Origin of the sequence: Streptomyces sp. NPDC021080, from assembly GCF_044333225.1 — a bacterium.
Taxonomy (GTDB): Bacteria; Actinomycetota; Actinomycetes; order Streptomycetales; family Streptomycetaceae; genus Streptomyces.
Genome location: NZ_JBIRQM010000002.1, coordinates 580,334 through 599,537 on the forward strand (window position 1 = coordinate 580,334; position 19,204 = coordinate 599,537).

General features: G+C 72.5%; 15 protein-coding genes. 6 read left to right on the forward strand and 9 right to left on the reverse strand.

Annotation, left to right across the window (positions count from 1 at the left end):
* Window positions 1-5 precede the first annotated feature (5 nt).
* The 6 genes from ACH4S8_RS06595 to ACH4S8_RS06620 form a co-directional block, all read right to left on the reverse strand.
* Entirely contained in the window at window positions 6-251 is a 246-nt protein-coding gene (locus tag ACH4S8_RS06595; protein WP_398391512.1) for a plasmid stabilization protein, read from the reverse strand.
* Between the two features lie 107 nt (window positions 252-358).
* Window positions 359-895 carry a DUF3618 domain-containing protein gene (locus tag ACH4S8_RS06600; protein WP_398391514.1) on the reverse strand — a complete coding sequence of 179 codons (537 nt, stop codon included), beginning with the start codon at window positions 893-895 and terminating at the stop codon, window positions 359-361.
* Entirely contained in the window at window positions 892-1,059 is a 168-nt protein-coding gene (locus ACH4S8_RS06605) for a phage holin family protein (protein WP_398391516.1), read from the reverse strand. The genes ACH4S8_RS06600 and ACH4S8_RS06605 overlap by 4 nt, the downstream gene beginning before the upstream one ends.
* 146 nt (window positions 1,060-1,205) lie before the next feature.
* Window positions 1,206-2,219: an NAD(P)/FAD-dependent oxidoreductase gene (locus tag ACH4S8_RS06610; protein ID WP_398391517.1), complete on the reverse strand. Its 1,014-nt coding sequence runs from the start codon at window positions 2,217-2,219 to the stop codon at window positions 1,206-1,208.
* Window positions 2,216-2,749, reverse strand: coding sequence for an isoprenylcysteine carboxyl methyltransferase family protein (locus tag ACH4S8_RS06615; RefSeq protein WP_398391519.1), 534 nt, complete (start codon window positions 2,747-2,749; stop codon window positions 2,216-2,218). The genes ACH4S8_RS06610 and ACH4S8_RS06615 overlap by 4 nt, the downstream gene beginning before the upstream one ends.
* Before the next feature lie 40 nt (window positions 2,750-2,789).
* Window positions 2,790-3,848 (reverse strand): type III polyketide synthase, encoded by a 1,059-nt coding sequence (locus ACH4S8_RS06620; RefSeq protein ID WP_398391521.1) that lies wholly within the window; start codon window positions 3,846-3,848, stop codon window positions 2,790-2,792.
* Between the two features lie 142 nt (window positions 3,849-3,990).
* On the opposite strand from ACH4S8_RS06620, the gene ACH4S8_RS06625 reads away from it, so the two are divergent.
* Window positions 3,991-4,863 carry a UbiA family prenyltransferase gene (locus ACH4S8_RS06625; RefSeq protein WP_398391523.1) on the forward strand — a complete coding sequence of 291 codons (873 nt, stop codon included), beginning with the start codon at window positions 3,991-3,993 and terminating at the stop codon, window positions 4,861-4,863.
* A gap of 275 nt (window positions 4,864-5,138) precedes the next feature.
* On the opposite strand, the gene ACH4S8_RS06630 is transcribed toward ACH4S8_RS06625, so the two are convergent.
* Both ACH4S8_RS06630 and ACH4S8_RS06635 read right to left on the reverse strand, forming a co-directional pair.
* Window positions 5,139-5,774: a lamin tail domain-containing protein gene (locus ACH4S8_RS06630; RefSeq protein WP_398391525.1), complete on the reverse strand. Its 636-nt coding sequence runs from the start codon at window positions 5,772-5,774 to the stop codon at window positions 5,139-5,141.
* A gap of 764 nt (window positions 5,775-6,538) precedes the next feature.
* Entirely contained in the window at window positions 6,539-6,742 is a 204-nt protein-coding gene (locus tag ACH4S8_RS06635) for a cold-shock protein (RefSeq protein ID WP_398391527.1), read from the reverse strand.
* Window positions 6,743-7,290: 548 nt separating this feature from the next.
* Here ACH4S8_RS06635 and ACH4S8_RS06640 point away from each other — a divergent pair.
* Together ACH4S8_RS06640 and ACH4S8_RS06645 are read left to right on the forward strand one after the other, a co-directional pair.
* Complete coding sequence (locus tag ACH4S8_RS06640) at window positions 7,291-8,850, forward strand: hypothetical protein (RefSeq protein ID WP_398391529.1); 1,560 nt, start codon at window positions 7,291-7,293, stop codon at window positions 8,848-8,850.
* 374 nt (window positions 8,851-9,224) lie between these two features.
* The gene (locus ACH4S8_RS06645; protein ID WP_398391746.1) at window positions 9,225-13,304 is read left to right on the forward strand and encodes a molybdopterin-dependent oxidoreductase; all 4,080 of its coding nucleotides are present in this window, start codon (window positions 9,225-9,227) and stop codon (window positions 13,302-13,304) included.
* A gap of 65 nt (window positions 13,305-13,369) precedes the next feature.
* Here ACH4S8_RS06645 and ACH4S8_RS06650 read toward each other — a convergent pair whose 3' ends face one another.
* Entirely contained in the window at window positions 13,370-13,867 is a 498-nt protein-coding gene (locus tag ACH4S8_RS06650) for an NUDIX hydrolase (RefSeq protein ID WP_398391530.1), read from the reverse strand.
* Window positions 13,868-13,969: 102 nt separating this feature from the next.
* On the opposite strand from ACH4S8_RS06650, the gene ACH4S8_RS06655 reads away from it, so the two are divergent.
* The 3 genes from ACH4S8_RS06655 to meaB are packed head-to-tail and all read left to right on the forward strand — an operon-like array spanning window position 13,970 to window position 18,935.
* Entirely contained in the window at window positions 13,970-15,781 is a 1,812-nt protein-coding gene (locus tag ACH4S8_RS06655; protein ID WP_398391531.1) for a methylmalonyl-CoA mutase family protein, read from the forward strand.
* Window positions 15,781-17,955: a methylmalonyl-CoA mutase gene (gene scpA / locus ACH4S8_RS06660; protein WP_398391532.1), complete on the forward strand. Its 2,175-nt coding sequence runs from the start codon at window positions 15,781-15,783 to the stop codon at window positions 17,953-17,955. The genes ACH4S8_RS06655 and scpA overlap by 1 nt, the downstream gene beginning before the upstream one ends.
* Entirely contained in the window at window positions 17,952-18,935 is a 984-nt protein-coding gene (meaB, locus tag ACH4S8_RS06665; RefSeq protein ID WP_398391534.1) for a methylmalonyl Co-A mutase-associated GTPase MeaB, read from the forward strand. Before scpA ends, meaB begins: the two co-directional genes overlap by 4 nt.
* Window positions 18,936-19,204 lie beyond the last annotated feature (269 nt).

Consider the following 19,204-nt stretch of genomic DNA (forward strand, 5'->3'; position numbering starts at 1 on the left):
GGCGCTCAGCGGCCCGGCGCGTTCTTCGGCTGCTGCCCGCTCATGGACGAGCGTCCCCGGACGTCGCGCTTCCTGGCCTCTTCGTACCGCTGGTCCCTGCTGGTGCCCTGGGCCCCGGAGTGCGAACGCTCGCCGCCCCGCCGCGACGCCGGCTCGGGCCTGGCGCGGCGCACGGACTCCCCGCGCTCCCGTGCGCTCCGCTTGATGTGCTCGTACTGCCGCTCATGCTTGTCGTCCGATCCCGCAGGCATGGTGCGTCCCCTTCCCGGGCGTGGCCCGTACGTACCCCCGAGCACCCCCGAGACCGGCGGGCTCACGGTCGGCCCGGGAGTACGTCCCTACGGCCGTGCGCGCCTGTTCACCCTTTCCGGTGGCGGAGCACCAGCCATACGACGACGGCCGCGCCCGCGACGGCCAGGACCAGCATGCGGTTCTCGCGGGCCAGCCGCACGCCCTGGGCCGTCTGCCGACGCACTGGTTCGGGTGCCTTCTCCTGCCAGACACCGCCCGCCTGCGCGGCCTTGTCCCGCACCTGGTCCGCGGCCTGGGCCGCCCTGTCCTTGACCGGGTCGGGCACCTTGTCCTGGACCGTGTGGGCGGCCCGGGCCGCCCTGGTCCTCAGCTCGGCCGCCTTGGCGGCGGCCTGCTCGGCCACCTCGGCGGTCTTCTCCTTGGCGTGCCCGGCGGCCTCCACCGTCCTCTGCCTGGCCTGCTCGGCGACTTCCACGGTCCTCTCCTTGACCTCGGCGCCCTTGTCCTTGGCGCGTGCCTTCACATCGGCCTTGTCCGCCAGTGCCTGGGCGGTCTCCCCCAGCTCGGCGCGGGTCCGTTCGACCTGTTCGCGCATCTCGTCCGGGTTCGTGGTCGTGTGCTTGTCGTCGGACGGTTCGCTCATCGGTGGGCACTCCTCTTGATCTCGGCGGCATCGGTCTTCACGTTCTCGATCGCCTGCTCGGGCTCGGGCCGTGCCGCCCGGCCGGCCTGCTTCTTCCCGGTCAGCGCCATGACCGCCGCCATGACACCCAGCACCACGGTGACAGCCCGGCTCGGCCGGCGCACTCCGTCGCGCTCCGGCGATCACCGAGAACCGGGTACCCCGATCCCGCCGGTCCAGGGCCGTTCCCTTCGAACCGGACCCGAAGCCGCGTACGACGTTCCCGCACCGGGCGGCCCGGACCCGTGACCGCGTACGGCCTTCCCCTCCGCTACTGCAGTGCGCGCACCGCCGCCGTGAACACCGGGGGCAGCCTGGACGCCGTCGGGACGACCAGGCGGGCCGTGGCGGGGCGGCGGCTCGCGGTCAGCAGGGCTCCGGTCAGCAGCCGGTGCCGCCGGGTCAGCAGGGTCCACGCCCGCTCGTACTCCCGCGCCCGCCCCGCCGCGAGACAGCGGACCGCCGCGTCGGCCGTCGCCAGGCCGAGCGCGATCCCCTCGCCGGTGAGGGCGTCGACATAGCCCGCCGCGTCACCGACGAGCAGGACACGCCCGGCGACCCGGCGCCGCGCCCGCTGGAGCAGCGGCCCGGCGCCTCGCACGTCCGTGGCCCCGGCCCCGTGGAGGGCCGCGGTGAGGTCCGGGAAGTCGCCCAGGTGCTCGTCGTATCCGCGACGCAGCCGGCTGAGGACCGCGACACCGACCAGGTCGTCGGCGACCGGTGTCACATAGACCTCGCCGTGGCCGGACCAGTGGACCTCGACGAAGTCCGTCCAGGGCGCGACCCGGTAGTGGCGGCGCAGTCCGTAGCGCCGGTGCGTGCCCCCGGGCAGGTCCAGCCCGAGGCTCCGGCGGACGGCGGAGTGCAGGCCGTCGGCGGCGATCAGCCAGCGGGCCGTGAGACCCGCCGCGGTGACCGTCCCGGTGGTCTGGCGCACCTCCCCCACCTTGCCCGGCACGATCCGTACGCCGAGGCCGAGGGCGCGCTCGTGCAGCGCGCGGTGCAGCTCTGTACGGCGGATTCCCAGGCCGCGGGAGCCGCGGAAGGACGCCTCGGCGCGGGCGGTGCCGTCCACGTACCGGATTCCGCGCAGTTCCCTCCCCCGGGCCTCGACGCCGAGGGCCCGCAGCCCGGCGACGCCGCTGGGCATGACGCCTTCTCCGCAGGCCTTGTCCACCGGTGCGGTGCGCGGCTCGACGACCACCGCCTCCAGACCGGCCAGCGCGCTGTGGATCGCGGCGGCCAGACCGGCCGGGCCGCCACCGGCCACCAGGACGTCGATCACGCCGGAACGGACCCGGGCGAGGAGACCGTGCCGGCCAGCGCCCGGTTCTCGCACCGGATGCGCACGGTGAGCACGGCGGCGTCGGCCAGTGTGAACAGAACCGCCGTGACCCAGGCGGTGTGCACCAGCGGGAGGGCCACTCCCTCCGCGACGACCGCCACGTAGTTCGGATGGCGCAGCATCCGGTAGGGGCCACGGGCCACCAGCGGCAGACCGGGCACGACGATCACCCGGGTGTTCCAGCGGTGCCCCAGGGTGGTGATGCACCACCAGCGCAGCGCCTGGGCGCCCGCGAGCACGGCCAGCATGGACCAGCCCAGTGCCGGGAGGAAGGGCCGGTCGGCCAGCCACACCTCGGCCGGGCAGCCGAGCAGCAGGGCGGTGTGCAGGGCGACCATGGCCGGGTAGTGGCCCCGGCCCGTCTCGGTGGCGCCGCGCGCCCGGCTCCACCGTTCGTTGCGGCGGGCGACGAGAAGTTCACCGGCCCGTTCGACGGCGACGGCGGCCACCAGAGTTACGTACCAGTCCATGTGTCCGTGTCCCACCGTTCCATGTCGTGCGCCGGGCGGCCTACCAGCGCAGCAGCACCAGTTCGCAGGCGAAGCCGGGTCCCATCGCGAGCAGCACACCCGGTGTGCCGCCGGGCGGGCGGCGGGTGGCCAGGGTGTCGCGCAGTACGTGCAGCACGGACGACGAGGAGAGGTTGCCCACCTCGGCCAGATGACGCCGGCTCACCTCGAGTGCCTCTTCGGGCAGGTCGAGTGCTTCGCCGACGGCGTCCAGGATCTGGGGCCCGCCGGGGTGGCACACCCACGCGCTCACGTCCTTCGGCTTGAGTCCGTGGCCGTCCAGGAACTCCTGGACGTCATCGGCGAGATGACGGCGCACCACGTCGGGGACCTCCGGGTCCAGAACGACCTGGAAGCCCGAGTCCTTGATGTCCCAGCCCAGGATGCGGCTGGTGTCCGGATACAGTCGGCTGCGCGTGTCCACGATCACGGGACCGGTGGTGTCGCCCGTACGACGGGATCCGCGGGCCACCACCGCGGCGGCGCCGTCGCCGAACAGGCCGGTGGCGACCAGGTTGGCCAAGGAGGCGTCGTCGCGCTGGAACGTGAGCGAGCACAGCTCCACCGACAGCAGCACTGCGACCTCGTCGGGCCGGCCCAGCAGATAGTCGTGGACACGGGACAGGCCCGCGGCTCCTCCGGCACAGCCCAGGCCGAACATCGGCACGCGCCTGACGTCGGGCCGCAGTCCGAGGCGGCCGGCGACCCGGGCGTCGACGGAGGGCGCGGCGATGCCGGTGACGGAGGTGAAGACCAGCAGGTCCACGTCGGCCGCGGACAGTCCGGCGAGGCGCAGTGCCTCCCGGACGACCTTGGCGCCCATGTCGGTCGCGGCCTGGACGAAGACGTCGTTCGCGGCGCCGAACCCGTCCAGCGCCTCGTACTGTTCGAGCGGCAGTGTCATGTGGCGGGCGCGGACCGTCGCGGCGCGGTGCAGCCGGTCGAGCGTGCGGCGGTCGGCGCCGCCGGGCAGACATCTGCGGGCCACCATGTCCGTGATCTCGGACTGGTCGTAGCGGTGCGGCGCGAGGGTTCCGTGAACGGCGGCGATCCGCGTCATAGGGCTCCCGTCCGAACCGACTGGGGTGGGCTGCTCAACAGGCCTTCCCCGGACCGGCACCCCGCCACCAGGGATCGCCCGTCCGGCCGTTCGTCCCGTGGCGCGCCCGGACCGCGTGGACGACGCCTCCTACCATCGCCGGGTGGGTACTCCCGAGCAGGCGACGGCCGGTGACCCCGCGGGGCGTGGGAGCGGCCTGGCGGGCGGTCTGGTCCGGTCGTGCCATCCCGGGCCGGTCGTGGCCGTCACGAGCCTGACGGCGGCGCTGGCCGTGATCACCGGCCGCGGGGCCGGGGGGTGCGTCCTGGCCTGGGCCGCCGTGCTCACGGGGCAGTTGTCCGTCGGCTGGTGCAACGACGCGTTCGACGCGGGACGGGACATCGCGACGGGCCGCCACGGCAAGCCCGTCGTGGACGGAGCGGTCGGGGCGGTTCAGGTGTGGGCCGCCGCGTGCACGGCGCTGGCCCTGTGCGTGCCCCTCTCGCTCCTCAACGGCCCCTGGGCCGGTGCCGTCCACCTGGCGGCGGTCGGTGCGGGATGGGCGTACAACCTGCGGCTCAAGGCCACGCGTTGGTCCTGGGTGCCCTACGCGCTGGGGTTCGCCGCGCTTCCCGCGTTCGTGACGCTCGGGCTGCCCGGGCGTCCATGGCCGGCCTGGTGGGTCCTCACCGCCGGGGCGCTCCTGGGGATCGGGGCGCATCTGGGCGATGTGCTTCCGGACATCCGCGGTGATCTGGCGACGGGTGTCCGCGGGTGGCCGCAGCGGCTGGGCCCCGACCGTGTGCGGCTGCTGCTGCCGGTGCCCCTGGTGATCGCGTCCGCGCTGCTGGCCCTCGGGCCTCCAGGACCACCAGGCCGGCGCGGGGTGACGGCGCTGGCCCTGGTCTTCCTGGTGGCGGTGACGGGGACGGTGCTCGGACGCCGCCGGGAGCGGCTGGCGTTCGCGACGGCGGTCGTCGTCGCCGCGGTGGACGTGGCCCTGCTGCTGGGCGGCACCGGGATGGGGGCCGGCTGAAACGTCGTGGGCCCTGGGCGCGAGCCTCGTCCGGGCGGGAGAGGGGTTCACGGGCGCCGTGGCCCCGGCCCGCGTACCGAAGGCGTCGCCGGCGTCCGGCTGTTCAGGCGAACGGGCGCGTGGGCAGACGCGCGGAAGACCCGCACCGTGCGGTGCGGGTCTTCCACAGCGAGGCCGTCCGGTGAGCCGAGTGATCACGGGGTTCGGCGGTGCCCGGCCTTCGGTCGGGCATCCGCCATCATCCGGCTCCGAACAGGCTTGCCGTCAGGGGCCGTTCAGTGGCCGAGGGGAGCGCGGTGGTCGCCGGGCCCACGGTGGTCGTCACGACGGTGGTCGCCGGGCCCACGGTGGTCGTCACGACGGTGGTCGCCGGGCCCACGGTGGTCGTCACGACGGTGGTCGTCACGACGGTGGTCGTCACGGCCGTGGCCCCAGTGGCCGTCACGGTCGTGGTGCCGGCCCCAGGAGACGCTGTCCACGTAGCGGCCGCGCTCGGTGCGCAGGGTGGCCGCGTCGGAGCGGTTGTCCCAGACCTCGTTGCGGCGGTCCTGGTACAGGTCACGGCTGGTGTCGCGGCCGAAGCCGGTGTGGACGCGGACGGTGGAACGGCCGGCCAGGCGGTAGTGGTTGAACGTGTAGTGGTTGCCCGCCCGGTCCGACAGCGTCCAGCCGTCCAGGTTCACGCCGTGGCGACCCTCGTTGGTGATTTCCACCCACTCCGCGTTCAGGGAACGGGCGGAGCGGTCGTCAAAGCCCGGTGCGTCGGCCTGGACCCGGCTGATCGCGACGTGCGTGCGCTCGAAGCGGGGCTCCGCGGCCGAGGCCGACACGGAGGCCGAGCCGACCAGAGCGCCGGCCGCCAGGGCGGCGGCCGCCAGACGGCGGGCAGTGACAGACGTGGAAGGGGACATGAAAGCTCCTCAAGGTTCGAGAGCCGGCACACCCCGTGCGGACACCCCTTTCGGGGAGCCCGCACGGTGCGACCCTGTGCGAGTCCCGGCCCGGTGTGGCCGAGGACTCATAACTTGCTGCACATCCCCGCCCAGGACGGGCGACACCCGTCCGCTGTTACCAATTACGGACATGTCGGTTACGGATGCATGTATCAGCCCTTTAACTGCTGAAAGCTGATGAGTGACGGGCTCGTCGTCACCAACTCCCTTGCGCCTGTGGCCTCCTGGGCACACTCGGGCATCCGCCGCGTCACCGCAGTCCGCGCGCCGGTCACCCGAAAGTGAGTAACGCCCCTCCGGTCCGGCACGGCCGTGTGACAGGCCGTTCTCGCGGACCCGGAAAGCGGACACGTCGTCAGAACGGCGGCAGGCGGGGGAATCCACAGGGAACACGGGCCGCGGAATCGACGGGGATATCAGGATCCCGCGGACCGGAAGGACTCGGGCGCCTCGGCACGGCGCTCCACGAGAAAGTTCAGGCCAAGAAAGTTCGGACACCGACGAGGGAGGACGGCGGACACTCGGTCGTCGGAGCCATCGGCGCGGTAACGCCGGAAGAGCGGCGCGTGCCCGGCCAGGGGCGCATGTGGCGTGCCGACGTCGTGTCAGCACGCGGCGCGGAAGCCCCTCCTGGGGCCGCGGCGGACTTCACCGTCCGCCGTCCGGCACGGCGCCTCGATCACACAGGTGGGTCGAGGCGCCGTGCCGGCGTGACGCGAAGGTCAGGCGGGGGTGATGTTCTCCGCCTGCGGGCCCTTCTGACCCTGCGTGATGTCGAACGTCACGGACTGGCCTTCCTGGAGCTCACGGAAGCCAGTGGCGTTGATGTTGGAGTAGTGGGCGAAGACGTCGGGGCCGCCGCCGTCCTGCGCGATGAAACCGAAGCCCTTTTCGGCGTTGAACCACTTGACAGTTCCGCTGGCCATGCCAGTGCCTCTCACTCGATGACGGGTCCGCACCGCGCGAACCCGGAGGTAGTCGTCCTGGTCCTCGGGCACTGCACAGCAAAACGCCCGCACCACGGCGCGGGCAGGTACTGCGAACCACGACATCTGTCGGCGACGTTACACGGCGAGAGCGCCTCTCACCAGAGAGCGAGGGCCGTCAGGTGGAGCGGCGCCACAGACACACACGCCCCACGGCGGCTCGGCATTCATGTGCGGACCCGCTCATCGAGCGGCAACCGAGGTATGGCCGGGCCCTGGCTCACCGTCACGAAACCACCCGTCAGGACGGCACCGAAGACCCCGCCCGGACCACATGTCATGGAGGTGCGCGATGTCACGGAGGTGGGCGCGACGCGCGTTCGCCACGCGCCCGATCGCGTCGGCCGCCCGCGTGTTGCGTGAGGGGCAGAAGTCGTCCTGTGCGGCAGGTGGATCACAGTCCGCGGCCGTCTGCTCTGTTGCCGGGCGCTGACTGTCCGTACGCTGACAACTCAACAGCTTCGGGCGTGATCGACGGGGGGACCGTCATGTCCTGGGATCAACAAGGTGCTCGCGACGGCTTCGTCGTTCCGCCGATGCCGAGCGCGCCGCCACCCGCACCCGCTCATCCCTGGCGGGCCCTCGCGGTGGCGCTGCTGAACCTCAGCGGGCTCGGGCTCGGTTACGCGGCCGTGCGCCGCTGGGGGCTGATGGCCGTGTGCTGGGTCGCGACGGCGATCCTGCTCCTGGTGGCCCTGCCCGCGGACCCCGACGGGGTCCCCGGCACCACGGTGGTGCTGTACCTCGTCTTCCTGGCACTCGCCGCCGCGCACGGCGCGTCCGTGGGCCTGCGGACCCGGCTGGCCTGGCTGCCGAGCGCCCTGATCGCGGCCGTGCTCGGTGTCGTCCTGCTGGCCGTGCCCGCCGCGGGGGTCGTGCTCTACGACGGAGCGCGCGACGAGGCCACGGAACGGATGCTCCTCGACCGGCTCGACCGGGCCGACGAACTCGTCGTGAAGTCCGGGAAGCAGGACTTCACGACGGCCGAGGCCGGCTATCGCCGCGCCCTGTCCGCCTACGGCGCGCTCAGCGACGACCACCCGGGCTCCCGCGCGGCCCGGCGTGTGCCCGACCGGCTCAGGACCTACTACGAGACCGTCGCCACCCCCTACGCGCGCAAGGACTACTGCTCGGCCGTGGCGCCCTTGAAGTACCTGCGTACGGTGCCGCGCACGATCGACAGGAAAGAGCTGGGAGACCTCGCCGGCTGGCCCGACGACCGGCTGGCCACGTCGCTCTACTCGTGCGCGGCCGCCTCCCTGAGCGAGGGAAGCGAGGGCTGGACCGCGCAGTTCGGCGAGCTCCTGTCGACGTTCCCCAGATCCGCGCAGGCCGGGAAGGTCGAGCCCGCCGTGAAGAGCGCGGTCGACAAGGCGGTCAAGTCCGTGGGCGGTGACGACCCCTGTGCCGCGGTGCAGCGGCTCGACGGCCTCGACACCCAGGTCCGCGGACTGCCCGGGGAGCAGGCCGGGGTGGCCGACGCCCTCGGGAAGGACGCCGACCGGGCCTCGGGCAGCGCACGTTCGGGCGCGTACGCCTGCGGTGTCGACCAGTACAAGGACAAGAAGTTCAGTGACGCCGTCACCACCATGAACGACTTCGCCAAGAACAACCCGCACCACAAGAACCGGGCGCGCGCCCAGAAGATCGCCATCGCCGCGGAGGTCGCGCAGACGGTGCCCGCGGCCGGAAAGCGTCTTCCGACCACGGCCTCGGGCGGCAGCATCGCCGTCACGGTCAAGAACGACAGCCCCGACGACATCACGGTCCTGTACACGGGGCCGGTGACCGGGAGCTTCACCCTCAAGGGCTGCGGGAAGTGCACCTCGTACTCGCTCGGCGAAACCCTGAGGATCGGTTTCAAGCCGTGCAGCAACAGCGGCAAGCACTACCCGCAGCGGACCATCCACCTGCCCGTCGGCACCACCTACTTCGTGCACAAGTCCCGGACCAGCACGGGGAAGTCCCCCGCCTCCGACACGGCCAAACTGTCGCCGGGCTACGTCTACACGGAGTGCGCGTACACCACCTCCAGCCTGGGCTACTGAGACGGAAGCGGTGTCTCTTCCGGCGTCGGCGGATGTCCCGCTCGCACGACGGGACACAGTGGTGCAGCGTGTACGCCCCGTCATGGAAGCCGCCGGCGAAGAAGGCTCGCGCCGGTCGGACGCGGCCCGCTGGTCGGCGATGACCGTACGATCCGCGCCATCGGTGCAGGCCACTCCGGCGGCCGCACCTCACAGGGCTCGGAGAGGTGGTGTGTGGAGCGTGTAACCCCCGGTGATCGAGCGGCGTGACAACCGCGTAATGGGGCCTTCGTAGCGTCGGTGGGGAAAGGTACCGATCACACGGAGGGCCGCTCGTGACCACGACCACCCAGCAGGTGCGGACGGTCTGCTCGTACTGCGGTGTCGGCTGCGGGATGGTCCTCGACATCGGTATGGGGCCCGACGGACGGCGTACGGTCCTGAAGGCGTCCGGCGACAAGACGCACCCCGCCAACTTCGGACGCCTGTGCACCAAGGGCGCCACCACGGCCGACATGCTCGCCGCCCCCGGGCGGCTGGCCTCGGCCCTCGTGCGGACCGAGCGGGGAGCGGAGGCCGAGCCCGCCCCGCTGGACACCGCGATCGCCGAGACGGCCCGGCGGCTGCGGGCGGTGATCGACGAGCACGGCCCGGACGCCTTCGCGTTCTACGTGTCCGGGCAGATGAGCCTGGAGGCCCAGTACCTGGCGAACAAGCTGGCCAAGGGATTCGTCGGGACCAACCAGATCGAGTCGAACTCCCGGCTGTGCATGGCCAGCGCGGGCACCGGCTACAAGCTGTCGCTGGGCGCGGACGGCCCGCCCGGCTCGTACCAGGACTTCGAGCACGCCGACGTCTTCCTCGTGATCGGCTCCAACATGGCCGACTGCCACCCCATCCTGTTCCTGCGGATGATGGACCGGGTCAAGTCGGGCGGCGCCAAGCTGATCGTCGTCGACCCGCGGCGCACCGCGACCGCCGACAAGGCGGACCTGTTCCTGCCGGTCCGGCCCGGCACGGACCTGGCCCTCCTCAACGGCCTGCTGCACCTGCTGCACGAGAACGGGCACACCGACCCCGCGTTCATCGCCGCCCACACCGAGGGCTGGGAGGCGATGCCGGAGTTCCTGGCCGACTACCCGCCCGCCACGGTCGCGGACATCACGGGTGTCCCGGAGGACGACCTGCGCGAGGCGGCCCGGCTCATCGGCGCGGCCGGGGAGTGGATGAGCTGCTGGACGATGGGCCTCAACCAGTCCACGCACGGCACCTGGAACACCAACGCGCTCGTCAATCTGCACCTGGCGACCGGGGCGATCTGCCGGACCGGCAGCGGCCCCTTCTCGCTGACCGGCCAGCCCAACGCCATGGGCGGCCGGGAGATGGGGTACATGGGTCCGGGACTGCCCGGCCAGCGGTCGGTTCTCCTCGACGAGGACCGGGCCTTCGTCGAGGACCTGTGGGAGCTGGCCCCCGGCACCCTGCGCGAGGACGGGTCCGGTCAGGGCACGGTCGAGATGTTCCGCAGGATGGCCGACGGGGACATCAAGGCCTGCTGGATCATCTGCACGAACCCGGTCGCCTCCGTGGCCAACCGCAGGACCGTGATCGAGGGCCTGGAGCGGGCCGAGTTCGTCGTCGCCCAGGACGTGTTCGCCGAGACGGAGACCAACGCGTACGCGGACGTCGTCCTGCCGGGAGCGCTGTGGACCGAGACCGAGGGCGTGCTCGTCAACAGCGAGCGCAACGTGACCCTCGCCCGGCCCGCGGTGGACCCGCCCGGGGAGGCGACGGCGGACTGGCGGATCATCGCCGCCGTCGCCCGCGCGATGGGCTACGAGCAGGGCTTCTCGTACGACAGCGCGGAAGAGGTCTTCGAGGAGATCAAGCGCGCCCACAACCCGAGGACCGGCTACGACCTGCGGGGCGTCAGCTACGACCGGCTGCGCTCCACGCCGGTGCAGTGGCCGTCCGCGCGCGAGGACGGCCCCGACCGCAACCCGATCCGCTATGTGGACGAGCGCGGCGGTGGGCCGGTGTTCCCCACGGCGAGCGGGCGGGCGGTGTTCCACGCCCGCCCGCACCTGCCTCCCGCCGAGATGCCGGACGACGACTACCCGTACGTCCTGAACACCGGCCGGGTGCAGCACCAGTGGCACACCCTCACCAAGACGGGCAGGGTCGCCAAGCTCAACAAGCTCAACCCCGGGCCCTTCGTGGAACTGCACCCGGACGACGCCGCCGCGCTCGGGGTCGCCGACGGCGACTCGGTGGAGGTCGCGTCGCGGCGCGGCCGGGCGGTGCTGCCCGCGGTGGTGACCGACCGGGTGCGGCCGGGCTGCTGTTTCGCGCCCTTCCACTGGAACGACCTGTTCGGTGAGTACCTGAGTGTCAACGCGGTCACCAGTGATGCCGTCGACCCGCTGTCCTTCCAGCCGGAGTTCAAGGTCTGCGCGGTGTCCCTGACGAAGGTGGCGACCGCGGTGTCCGTGACGGCACCGGCCATGGCCGGAACGGGGGCCGGATCGGGCTCGGGGTCCGGTTCGGGGTCCGCCGTCGCGGTGGCCGGCGCGCCCGGGGGGCCGGCCGCGCTGCCCGCGGGTCCGGCGGGTCCCACGGGCGTCTTCGGGCTCGAGCCCGCTCCGCCACCGGTCCTGGCCGAGCACGAGCGCCAGTACCTGATCGGTTTCCTCTCCGGCATCGAACCCGGCGCTCCGGGGGTGCCCGTGCTGCCGCCGGGCGCGCCCTTCAGCCCCGAGCACGCCCTGTGGGTGAACGGTGTGCTCGCCGGCATGTACTCACGGGCCACGCCCGGAACACCGCCCCCGGCCCCGGCGCCCGTCGGCCCCGTCCGGGAGGTCGTCGTCCTGTGGGCATCGCAGACCGGCAACGCCGAGGAGTTCGCCACGGCCGCCGCCGACCGGCTCACCACCACGGGGCACAAGGCCACCCTGGTCGGCATGGACGACACCCACCCGGGGCAACTGCCCGCCGGCGCCGACGTCCTGCTGATCACCAGCACCTTCGGCGACGGCGACGCCCCCGACAACGGCTCCGGGTTCTGGGACGCCCTGGCCGCACCCGACACGCCCCGCCTGGACGGCCTGCGCTACGCGGTCCTCGCGTTCGGCGACTCCTCCTACGACGACTTCTGCGGGCACGGCCGCCGCCTCGACCAGCGCCTCGGTGAACTGGGCGCCGTACAGCTCGCCCCGCGCACGGACTGCGAACCCGACTACGGGCCCTCGGCCACGGCCTGGCTCGACCAGGTCCTCGCCTCCCTGACCGACGGACCGGCGACAGCCACGCCCGAGGCGCCTTCTCCCTCCGGGCCGCCGTCGGCCGCCCCGCCGAAGAGGCCGGGCCCGGTCACCGCCCGCCTGGCCGGAAACCAGCTGCTCAGCCTGCCCGGGGCGGGCAAGGAGGTCCGGCGCTTCACCTTCGACACCCGGGACAGCGCGACCCCGCTCGTCTACCAGGCCGGCGACGCCCTCGGCGTACGCCCCGTCAACTCCCTCGGACTCGTCTCGGAATGGCTGGCCACCACCGGACTCGCGCCGGAGAGCGCCGTGCGCCTGGACGGAAGCGGGGAGGTCTCCTTGCACGACGCCCTGCACCGGCACCTGGACATCACCCGGATCACTCCCGGGCTGCTGCGCTTCGTCGCCGAACGCACCCACGACCGGGTGCTGAAGAAGCTCCTGCGCCCCGACAACAAGGACGAACTGGCCCAGTGGTCCTGGGGCCGTCAGGCGGTCGACCTCATCGCCGAGCACCCGGTCCGGGCCGACGCCCAGGAGTGGGCCGAGGTGCTGAAGCCGCTGCAGCCCCGGCTGTACTCCATATCCTCCAGCCCGCTGACCGACCCCGCTCTCGTCTCGCTGACGGTCTCCGTCGTCCGCTACGAGAGTCCCGGCGGGCGCCCGCGCCAGGGAGTCTGCTCGCCCTTTCTCGCCGACGCGCCCCTCGGCACGCCGGTACCGGTCTTCGTCCAGCCCTCCCCCCGGTTCCGGCCACCGGCCGACCCGGCCACGCCCATGGTGATGGTGGGCCCGGGCACCGGCATCGCGCCCTTCATCGGGTTCCTGAACGAGCGACGCGCGCTCGGCCACCACGCGCCCAACTGGCTGTTCTTCGGCGAGCAGCACCGGGCCACCGACTTCTACTACGAGGACGAACTGGACGCCTTCCTCGCCGACGGCACCCTCAGCCGCCTCGACACGGCCTTCTCCCGCGACCAGCGGGCCAAGGTCTACGTCCAGGACCGGATGCGCGAGCGCGGTCCCCAGCTGTGGTCCTGGCTGCGGGACGGCGCGCACTTCTACGTGTGCGGCGACGCGTCCCGCATGGCCAAGGACGTCGACCAGGCCCTGCGGGACATCGCCGTCACCCACGGCGGCCACAGCCCGGACGGCGCCGCCGCGTACCTCAAGCAGCTCACGGCCGAGAGGCGGTACGTCCGCGACGTGTACTGACCGCGGCGGGCGCCCGGAGCGGGCTCGGCACGGTGGGTGCCCGCCGTAGGGGGCCCGTCCCCGGCTCAGGGCGTGAGCCCTCCGTGCGGAGTGAAACCGAGGTCGACGGGCGTCGCGGGCGGGCCGTCCCGCCGTACGGCGTCCAGCAGTTCCGGAAGGCGCGGCGGCCACAGGGCCTCCGCCGGGGCGGACAGGTCGTGCGGCGACCACCATCTGCCCCCGAGAATGCCTTCCGCCGCCTGGGACGCGCCCAGTTCACCTCCCGGTACCCGGTGCGGCCCGTACGCGAGGAAAATGTGCTCGTACTGCCGCACGGGAACCCCGACGCGGGTGAAGTCGTGTTCCCAGAAGCACAGCGCCGTGCCGCCGGGTTCGATGTCCGTCCAGCCGGTCTCCTCCCGCACCTCGCGCAGCGCCGCCTGGTGCGGGGTCTCCCCCGGGTCCAGTCCCCCGCCGGGCAACGCCCAGTGGACGCCGACCTCCTCGTTGTCGTACCGGAACATGAAGACGGCGCCGTCCGGGTCCAGCACCGCGACTCTGGCTGCCTGCCTGGGTATCCGCATCGCTTCAGCCTGGCAGAGAGATCTGGATCACCGCTACCGAGAGGTCAAGGTCACAGGCCTGACCTCTGCTGTCGTCGCAGCTCTCTGACCTAGCATCCGAGCATGACAGTCCTGCCCAACGACGGGCTCGCGCTGGCCGCCGAGTTCCCTTCCGCGACCCATGACCAGTGGCAACTCCTGGTAGAAGGCGTGCTGCGCAAATCGGGCAAGGAGGCCTCGGGCCCGGCAGCCGAAGGCGCGCTGTCCACCGCGCTCGAGGACGGGCTCGCCACCAGGCCCCTCTACACCGCGCGCGACGCGGCCGCCGATGCCGGTTTCCCCGGCTTCGCCCCCTTCGTCCGGGGCAGCCGGCCCGAGGGCAACACCGCGGGCGGCTGGGACGTACGGCAGCGGCACACGGCGGCGGACAACGCCCTGGTCCTCGGTGACCTGGAGAACGGCGTCACCTCGCTGTGGCTCACGGTCGGCGAGGGCGGCATTCCGCTCCCCTCGCTCGCGGCGGTCCTGGACGGCGTGTACCTCGACCTGGCACCCGTCGTCCTCGACGCGGGAGCCGACGTCGAGGCGGCGGCCGGGGAGCTGCTGCGACTGTACGCGGCGCGGGGCGTCGCGGCGGATGCGGTGCACGGCAACCTCGGCGCGGACCCGCTCGGCCACGAGGCCCGCACGGGGACCGCGATGGACTTCGCGACGGTCGTCCCGCTCGCTCTGCGGTGCGCCGGTGAGTACCCGGGGCTGCGGGCGCTGACCGTGGACGCGCTCCCGTACCACGAGGCCGGCGGCTCGGCCGCGCAGGAGCTGGGCGCCTCGCTGGCGACCGGTGTCGCCTATCTGCGCGAGCTGACCGAAGCCGGACTGTCCGTCGAGCAGGCCTGCGCGCAGCTGGAGTTCCGGTACGCGGCGACCGCCGACCAGTTCCTGACGATCGCCAAGCTTCGCGCGGCGCGCCGGCTGTGGGCGCGGGTCGCCGAGGTGTGCGGGGCGCCGGGCGCGGGTGCGCAGACGCAGCACGCCGTGACCTCGCCGGTGATGATGTCGCGCCGCGACCCGTGGGTGAACATGCTCCGCGCGACGATCGCGACGCTCGCGGCCGGTGTGGGCGGCGCCGACTCCGTCACCGTCCTGCCCTTCGACCACGCTCTCGGTCTGCCGGACGCGTTCGCGCGGCGCATCGCCCGCAACACCTCGACGATCCTCATCGAGGAGTCGCACCTGTCCCGGGTGATCGACCCGGCGGGCGGCTCCTGGTACGTGGAGAAGCTGACCGACGAACTCGCCCACGCGGGCTGGGAGTTCTTCCAGGGCATCGAGCGGGACGGCGGCCAGGCCGCGGTGCTGCGCTCGGGCCGACTGGCGCGCGACCTGGCGGACACCTGGGCGGCCCGTTCGGCGAAGCTCGCCAAGCGGCGCGAACCGATCACCGGCGTCAGCGAGTTCCCGCATCTGGCGGAGCGCCCGGTGGAGCGCGAGCCCGCTCCCGAGGCGCCGTCCGGCGGTCTGCCGCGGGTGCGCCGCGACGAGGCGTACGAGGCGCTGCGGGCCCGCTCCGACGCGCATCTCGCCGCCACCGGGGCCCGTCCCCGGATCTACCTGGCCACGATCGGCCCCGCCGCCGCGCACACCGCGCGGAGCACCTTCGTGGCGAACCTGTTCCAGGCCGGTGGCATCGAGCCGGTCACGCAGGGCTCGTTCGAGGACAGCGGCGCCACCGAGGCGGTCCTGTGCTCGAGCGACGCGCTGTACGAGGAGCAGGCGGCGAGCGCGGCCGAAGCCCTCGCCGCGGCCGGTGCCCGGCACGTCTTCCTGGCCGGCCGCCCCGCGGACCACGCCGGGGTCGACTCCTACGTCTTCGCGGGCTGCGACGCCGTCGCCGTCCTGACCGCCACCCTCGACCGCATGGGAGTGTCCTCCTGATGGGAATCCCCGACTTCTCCGGGATCGACCTGGGGACCCCCACCGCCGAGGGCGGCGCCGACGAGTGGAAGGCCGCCGCGGGCAAGGCCACGGGCGCCGGTGACACGTTCTGGGAGACCCCGGAGGGCATCGCGGTCAAGCCGCTGTACACCGGCCGTGACGTGGAGGGCCTGGACTTCCTGGAGACCTACCCGGGCGTGGCGCCGTACCTGCGCGGTCCGTACCCGACGATGTACGTCAACCAGCCCTGGACGATCCGCCAGTACGCGGGCTTCTCCACGGCCGAGGAGTCCAACGCCTTCTACCGCCGCAACCTCGCCGCGGGCCAGAAGGGTCTGTCGATCGCCTTCGACCTGCCCACGCACCGCGGTTACGACAGCGACCATCCCCGGGTGACGGGCGACGTCGGCATGGCGGGCGTGGCCATCGACTCCATCTACGACATGCGCCAGCTCTTCGACGGCATCCCGCTGGACAAGATGACCGTGTCGATGACGATGAACGGCGCCGTGCTGCCGGTCCTCGCGCTGTACATCGTGGCGGCGGAGGAGCAGGGCGTACCGCCGGAGAAGCTGGCCGGAACCATTCAGAACGACATTCTGAAGGAGTTCATGGTCCGCAACACCTACATCTACCCGCCGAAGCCGTCGATGCGGATCATCTCCGACATCTTCGCGTACACCTCGCAGCGGATGCCGCGCTACAACTCCATCTCCATCTCCGGGTACCACATCCAGGAGGCGGGCGCGACGGCCGACCTGGAGCTGGCCTACACCCTCGCGGACGGCGTGGAGTACATCCGGGCGGGCCGCGAGGCGGGCCTCGACGTGGACGCGTTCGCTCCGCGGCTCTCGTTCTTCTGGGCGATCGGCATGAACTTCTTCATGGAGATCGCCAAGATGCGGGCGGCGCGCCTGCTGTGGGCCAAGATGGTCCGCCAGTTCGACCCGAAGAACTCCAAGTCCCTCTCCCTGCGGACCCATTCGCAGACGTCGGGCTGGTCGCTGACCGCGCAGGACGTGTTCAACAACGTCACGCGTACGTGTGTGGAGGCCATGGCCGCGACCCAGGGGCACACCCAGTCGCTGCACACCAACGCCCTGGACGAGGCGCTCGCCCTGCCCACCGACTTCTCCGCGCGGATCGCCCGCAACACGCAGCTGCTGATCCAGCAGGAGTCCGGTACGACCCGGGTCATCGACCCGTGGGGCGGCAGCGCGTACATCGAGAAGCTGACGTACGACCTCGCGCGCCGTGCCTGGCAGCACATCGAGGAGGTCGAGGCGGCGGGCGGCATGGCGCAGGCCATCGACGCCGGCATCCCCAAGCTCCGGATCGAGGAGGCTGCGGCCCGTACCCAGGCCCGCATCGACTCCGGCCGCCAGCCGGTCATCGGCGTCAACAAGTACCGCGTGGAGACCGACGAGCAGATCGACGTCCTCAAGGTCGACAACTCCTCCGTGCGCGCGCAGCAGATCGAGAAGCTGCGCCGGCTGCGGGCCGAGCGTGACAGCCAGGCGGTCCAGGAGGCGCTGGAGGACCTGACGCGGGCGGCGGCCGGTGAGGGCAACCTGCTGGAGCTGGCGGTGCGCGCGGCCCGCGCGAAGGCCACCGTCGGCGAGATCTCCGACGCGCTGGAGAAGGTGTACGGCCGGCACGCGGGCCAGATCCGTACGATCTCCGGGGTGTACCGCAACGAGGCAGGGGAGTCCCCGTCCGTGGACCGCACCCGCACCCTGGTGGACGCGTTCGAGGAGGCCGAGGGCCGGCGCCCGCGCATCCTGGTCGCCAAGATGGGCCAGGACGGTCACGACCGCGGCCAGAAGGTGATCGCGACGGCCTTCGCCGACCTCGGCTTCGACGTCGACGTCGGCCCGCTGTTCCAGACGCCGGGCGAGGTGGCCCGGCAGGCGGTCGAGGCGGACGTGCACATCGTGGGCGTCTCGTCGCTGGCCGCCGGACACCTCACCCTCGTACCGGCGCTGCGCGAGGAGCTGGCGGCGGAGGGGCGTGAGGACATCATGATCGTGGTCGGCGGGGTGATCCCGCCGCAGGACGTGCCGACGCTGCTGGAGATGGGCGCGGCGGCGGTCTTCCCGCCCGGGACGGTGATCCCGGACGCGGCGTACGACCTCGTCCAGCGGCTCTCTGCCGACCTCGGGCACGACCTGTGATCGAACTCGACACCTATGTCAAGGGTGTGCTCGACGGGAAGCGGGCGCTGGTCGCCCGCGCCATCACGCTCGTCGAGTCCACCCGGCCCCAGCACCGTGCGCTGGCGCAGGAGTTGCTGACCGAACTGCTGCCGTACAGCGGCAAGGCCCGGCGCATCGGCGTCAGCGGGGTGCCGGGCGTGGGCAAGTCGACCTTCATCGACGCGTTCGGCACGATGCTGACCTCGCTCGGGCACCGGGTCGCGGTGCTCGCCGTCGACCCGTCCTCCAGCCGTACGGGCGGCTCGATCCTCGGTGACAAGACCCGTATGGAGCGCCTCGCCGTGGACCCGGCAGCCTTCATCCGCCCCTCCCCCACCGCCGGCACGCTCGGCGGGGTGGCGAAGGCGACCCGCGAGTCGATCGTGGTGATGGAGGCGGCCGGCTACGACGTGGTACTGGTGGAGACGGTCGGCGTCGGCCAGTCCGAGACCGCGGTCGCGAACATGGTCGACTCCTTCCTGCTGTTGACGCTGGCCCGTACCGGCGACCAGTTGCAGGGCATCAAGAAGGGTGTCCTGGAGCTGGCGGACGTGATCGCCGTCAACAAGGCGGACGGCCCGCACGAGCGTGACGCGCAGTCGGCGGCACGTGAACTGGCGGGCGCGCTGCGGCTGATGCACGGCAAGGACGCCGTCTGGACGCCGCCGGTGCTGAGTTGCAGCGCCCGTGAGTCGGCCGGCCTGGACACTCTCTGGGACCGTCTGGAACAGCACCGGACGCTGCTCGACTCGACCGGCGCTCTCGCCGACAAGCGCCGTGACCAGCAGGTGGACTGGACCTGGACCATGGTCCGGGACGAGCTCCTCGGCCGGCTGCGCTCCGACCAGGCCGTACGGGCCATGGCTCCCGACCTCGAACGGCAGGTACGGGAGGGCGCCTTGACGGCGACGCTCGCGGCGGAACGGATTCTGAAGGCATTCGGCGGCGAGGGCCGCTGACACGAACGGCGGTGGCGGGGCAGGTCGGAGCCCGGCCACCGCTCAGGACCGGCAGTCGCGGGCCGGGCACCGCACCGGTGCCCGGCCCCGGCCGCCGCGGCGCCGGGTGACCGCGCGAACGGTCCCCGAAGCAGCCCCGCCCGTCGGTCCCCGAGCAGCCCTGCCCATCGGGCCGCACCGCACGTCATGAACACGGGCCGCCCGGCCGCCGTACACAGGAGCACCGGAAACCTTCCGGTGCTCCTGCTCTTTGACCCTCCGGCGTCTCG

Coding starts and splice junctions, on each gene's coding strand:
- ACH4S8_RS06630 (WP_398391525.1), bottom strand. CDS start 5,774: ATGTCCCCTTCCACGTCTGTCACTGCCCGCCGTCTGGCGGCCGCCGCC.
- ACH4S8_RS06595 (WP_398391512.1), bottom strand. CDS start 251: ATGCCTGCGGGATCGGACGACAAGCATGAGCGGCAGTACGAGCACATC.
- ACH4S8_RS06620 (WP_398391521.1), bottom strand. CDS start 3,848: ATGACGCGGATCGCCGCCGTTCACGGAACCCTCGCGCCGCACCGCTAC.
- ACH4S8_RS06635 (WP_398391527.1), bottom strand. CDS start 6,742: ATGGCCAGCGGAACTGTCAAGTGGTTCAACGCCGAAAAGGGCTTCGGT.
- ACH4S8_RS06615 (WP_398391519.1), bottom strand. CDS start 2,749: ATGGACTGGTACGTAACTCTGGTGGCCGCCGTCGCCGTCGAACGGGCC.
- ACH4S8_RS06600 (WP_398391514.1), bottom strand. CDS start 895: ATGAGCGAACCGTCCGACGACAAGCACACGACCACGAACCCGGACGAG.
- ACH4S8_RS06645 (WP_398391746.1), top strand. CDS start 9,225: ATGGTCCTCGACATCGGTATGGGGCCCGACGGACGGCGTACGGTCCTG.
- ACH4S8_RS06650 (WP_398391530.1), bottom strand. CDS start 13,867: ATGCGGATACCCAGGCAGGCAGCCAGAGTCGCGGTGCTGGACCCGGAC.
- scpA (WP_398391532.1), top strand. CDS start 15,781: ATGGGAATCCCCGACTTCTCCGGGATCGACCTGGGGACCCCCACCGCC.
- ACH4S8_RS06655 (WP_398391531.1), top strand. CDS start 13,970: ATGACAGTCCTGCCCAACGACGGGCTCGCGCTGGCCGCCGAGTTCCCT.
- ACH4S8_RS06640 (WP_398391529.1), top strand. CDS start 7,291: ATGTCCTGGGATCAACAAGGTGCTCGCGACGGCTTCGTCGTTCCGCCG.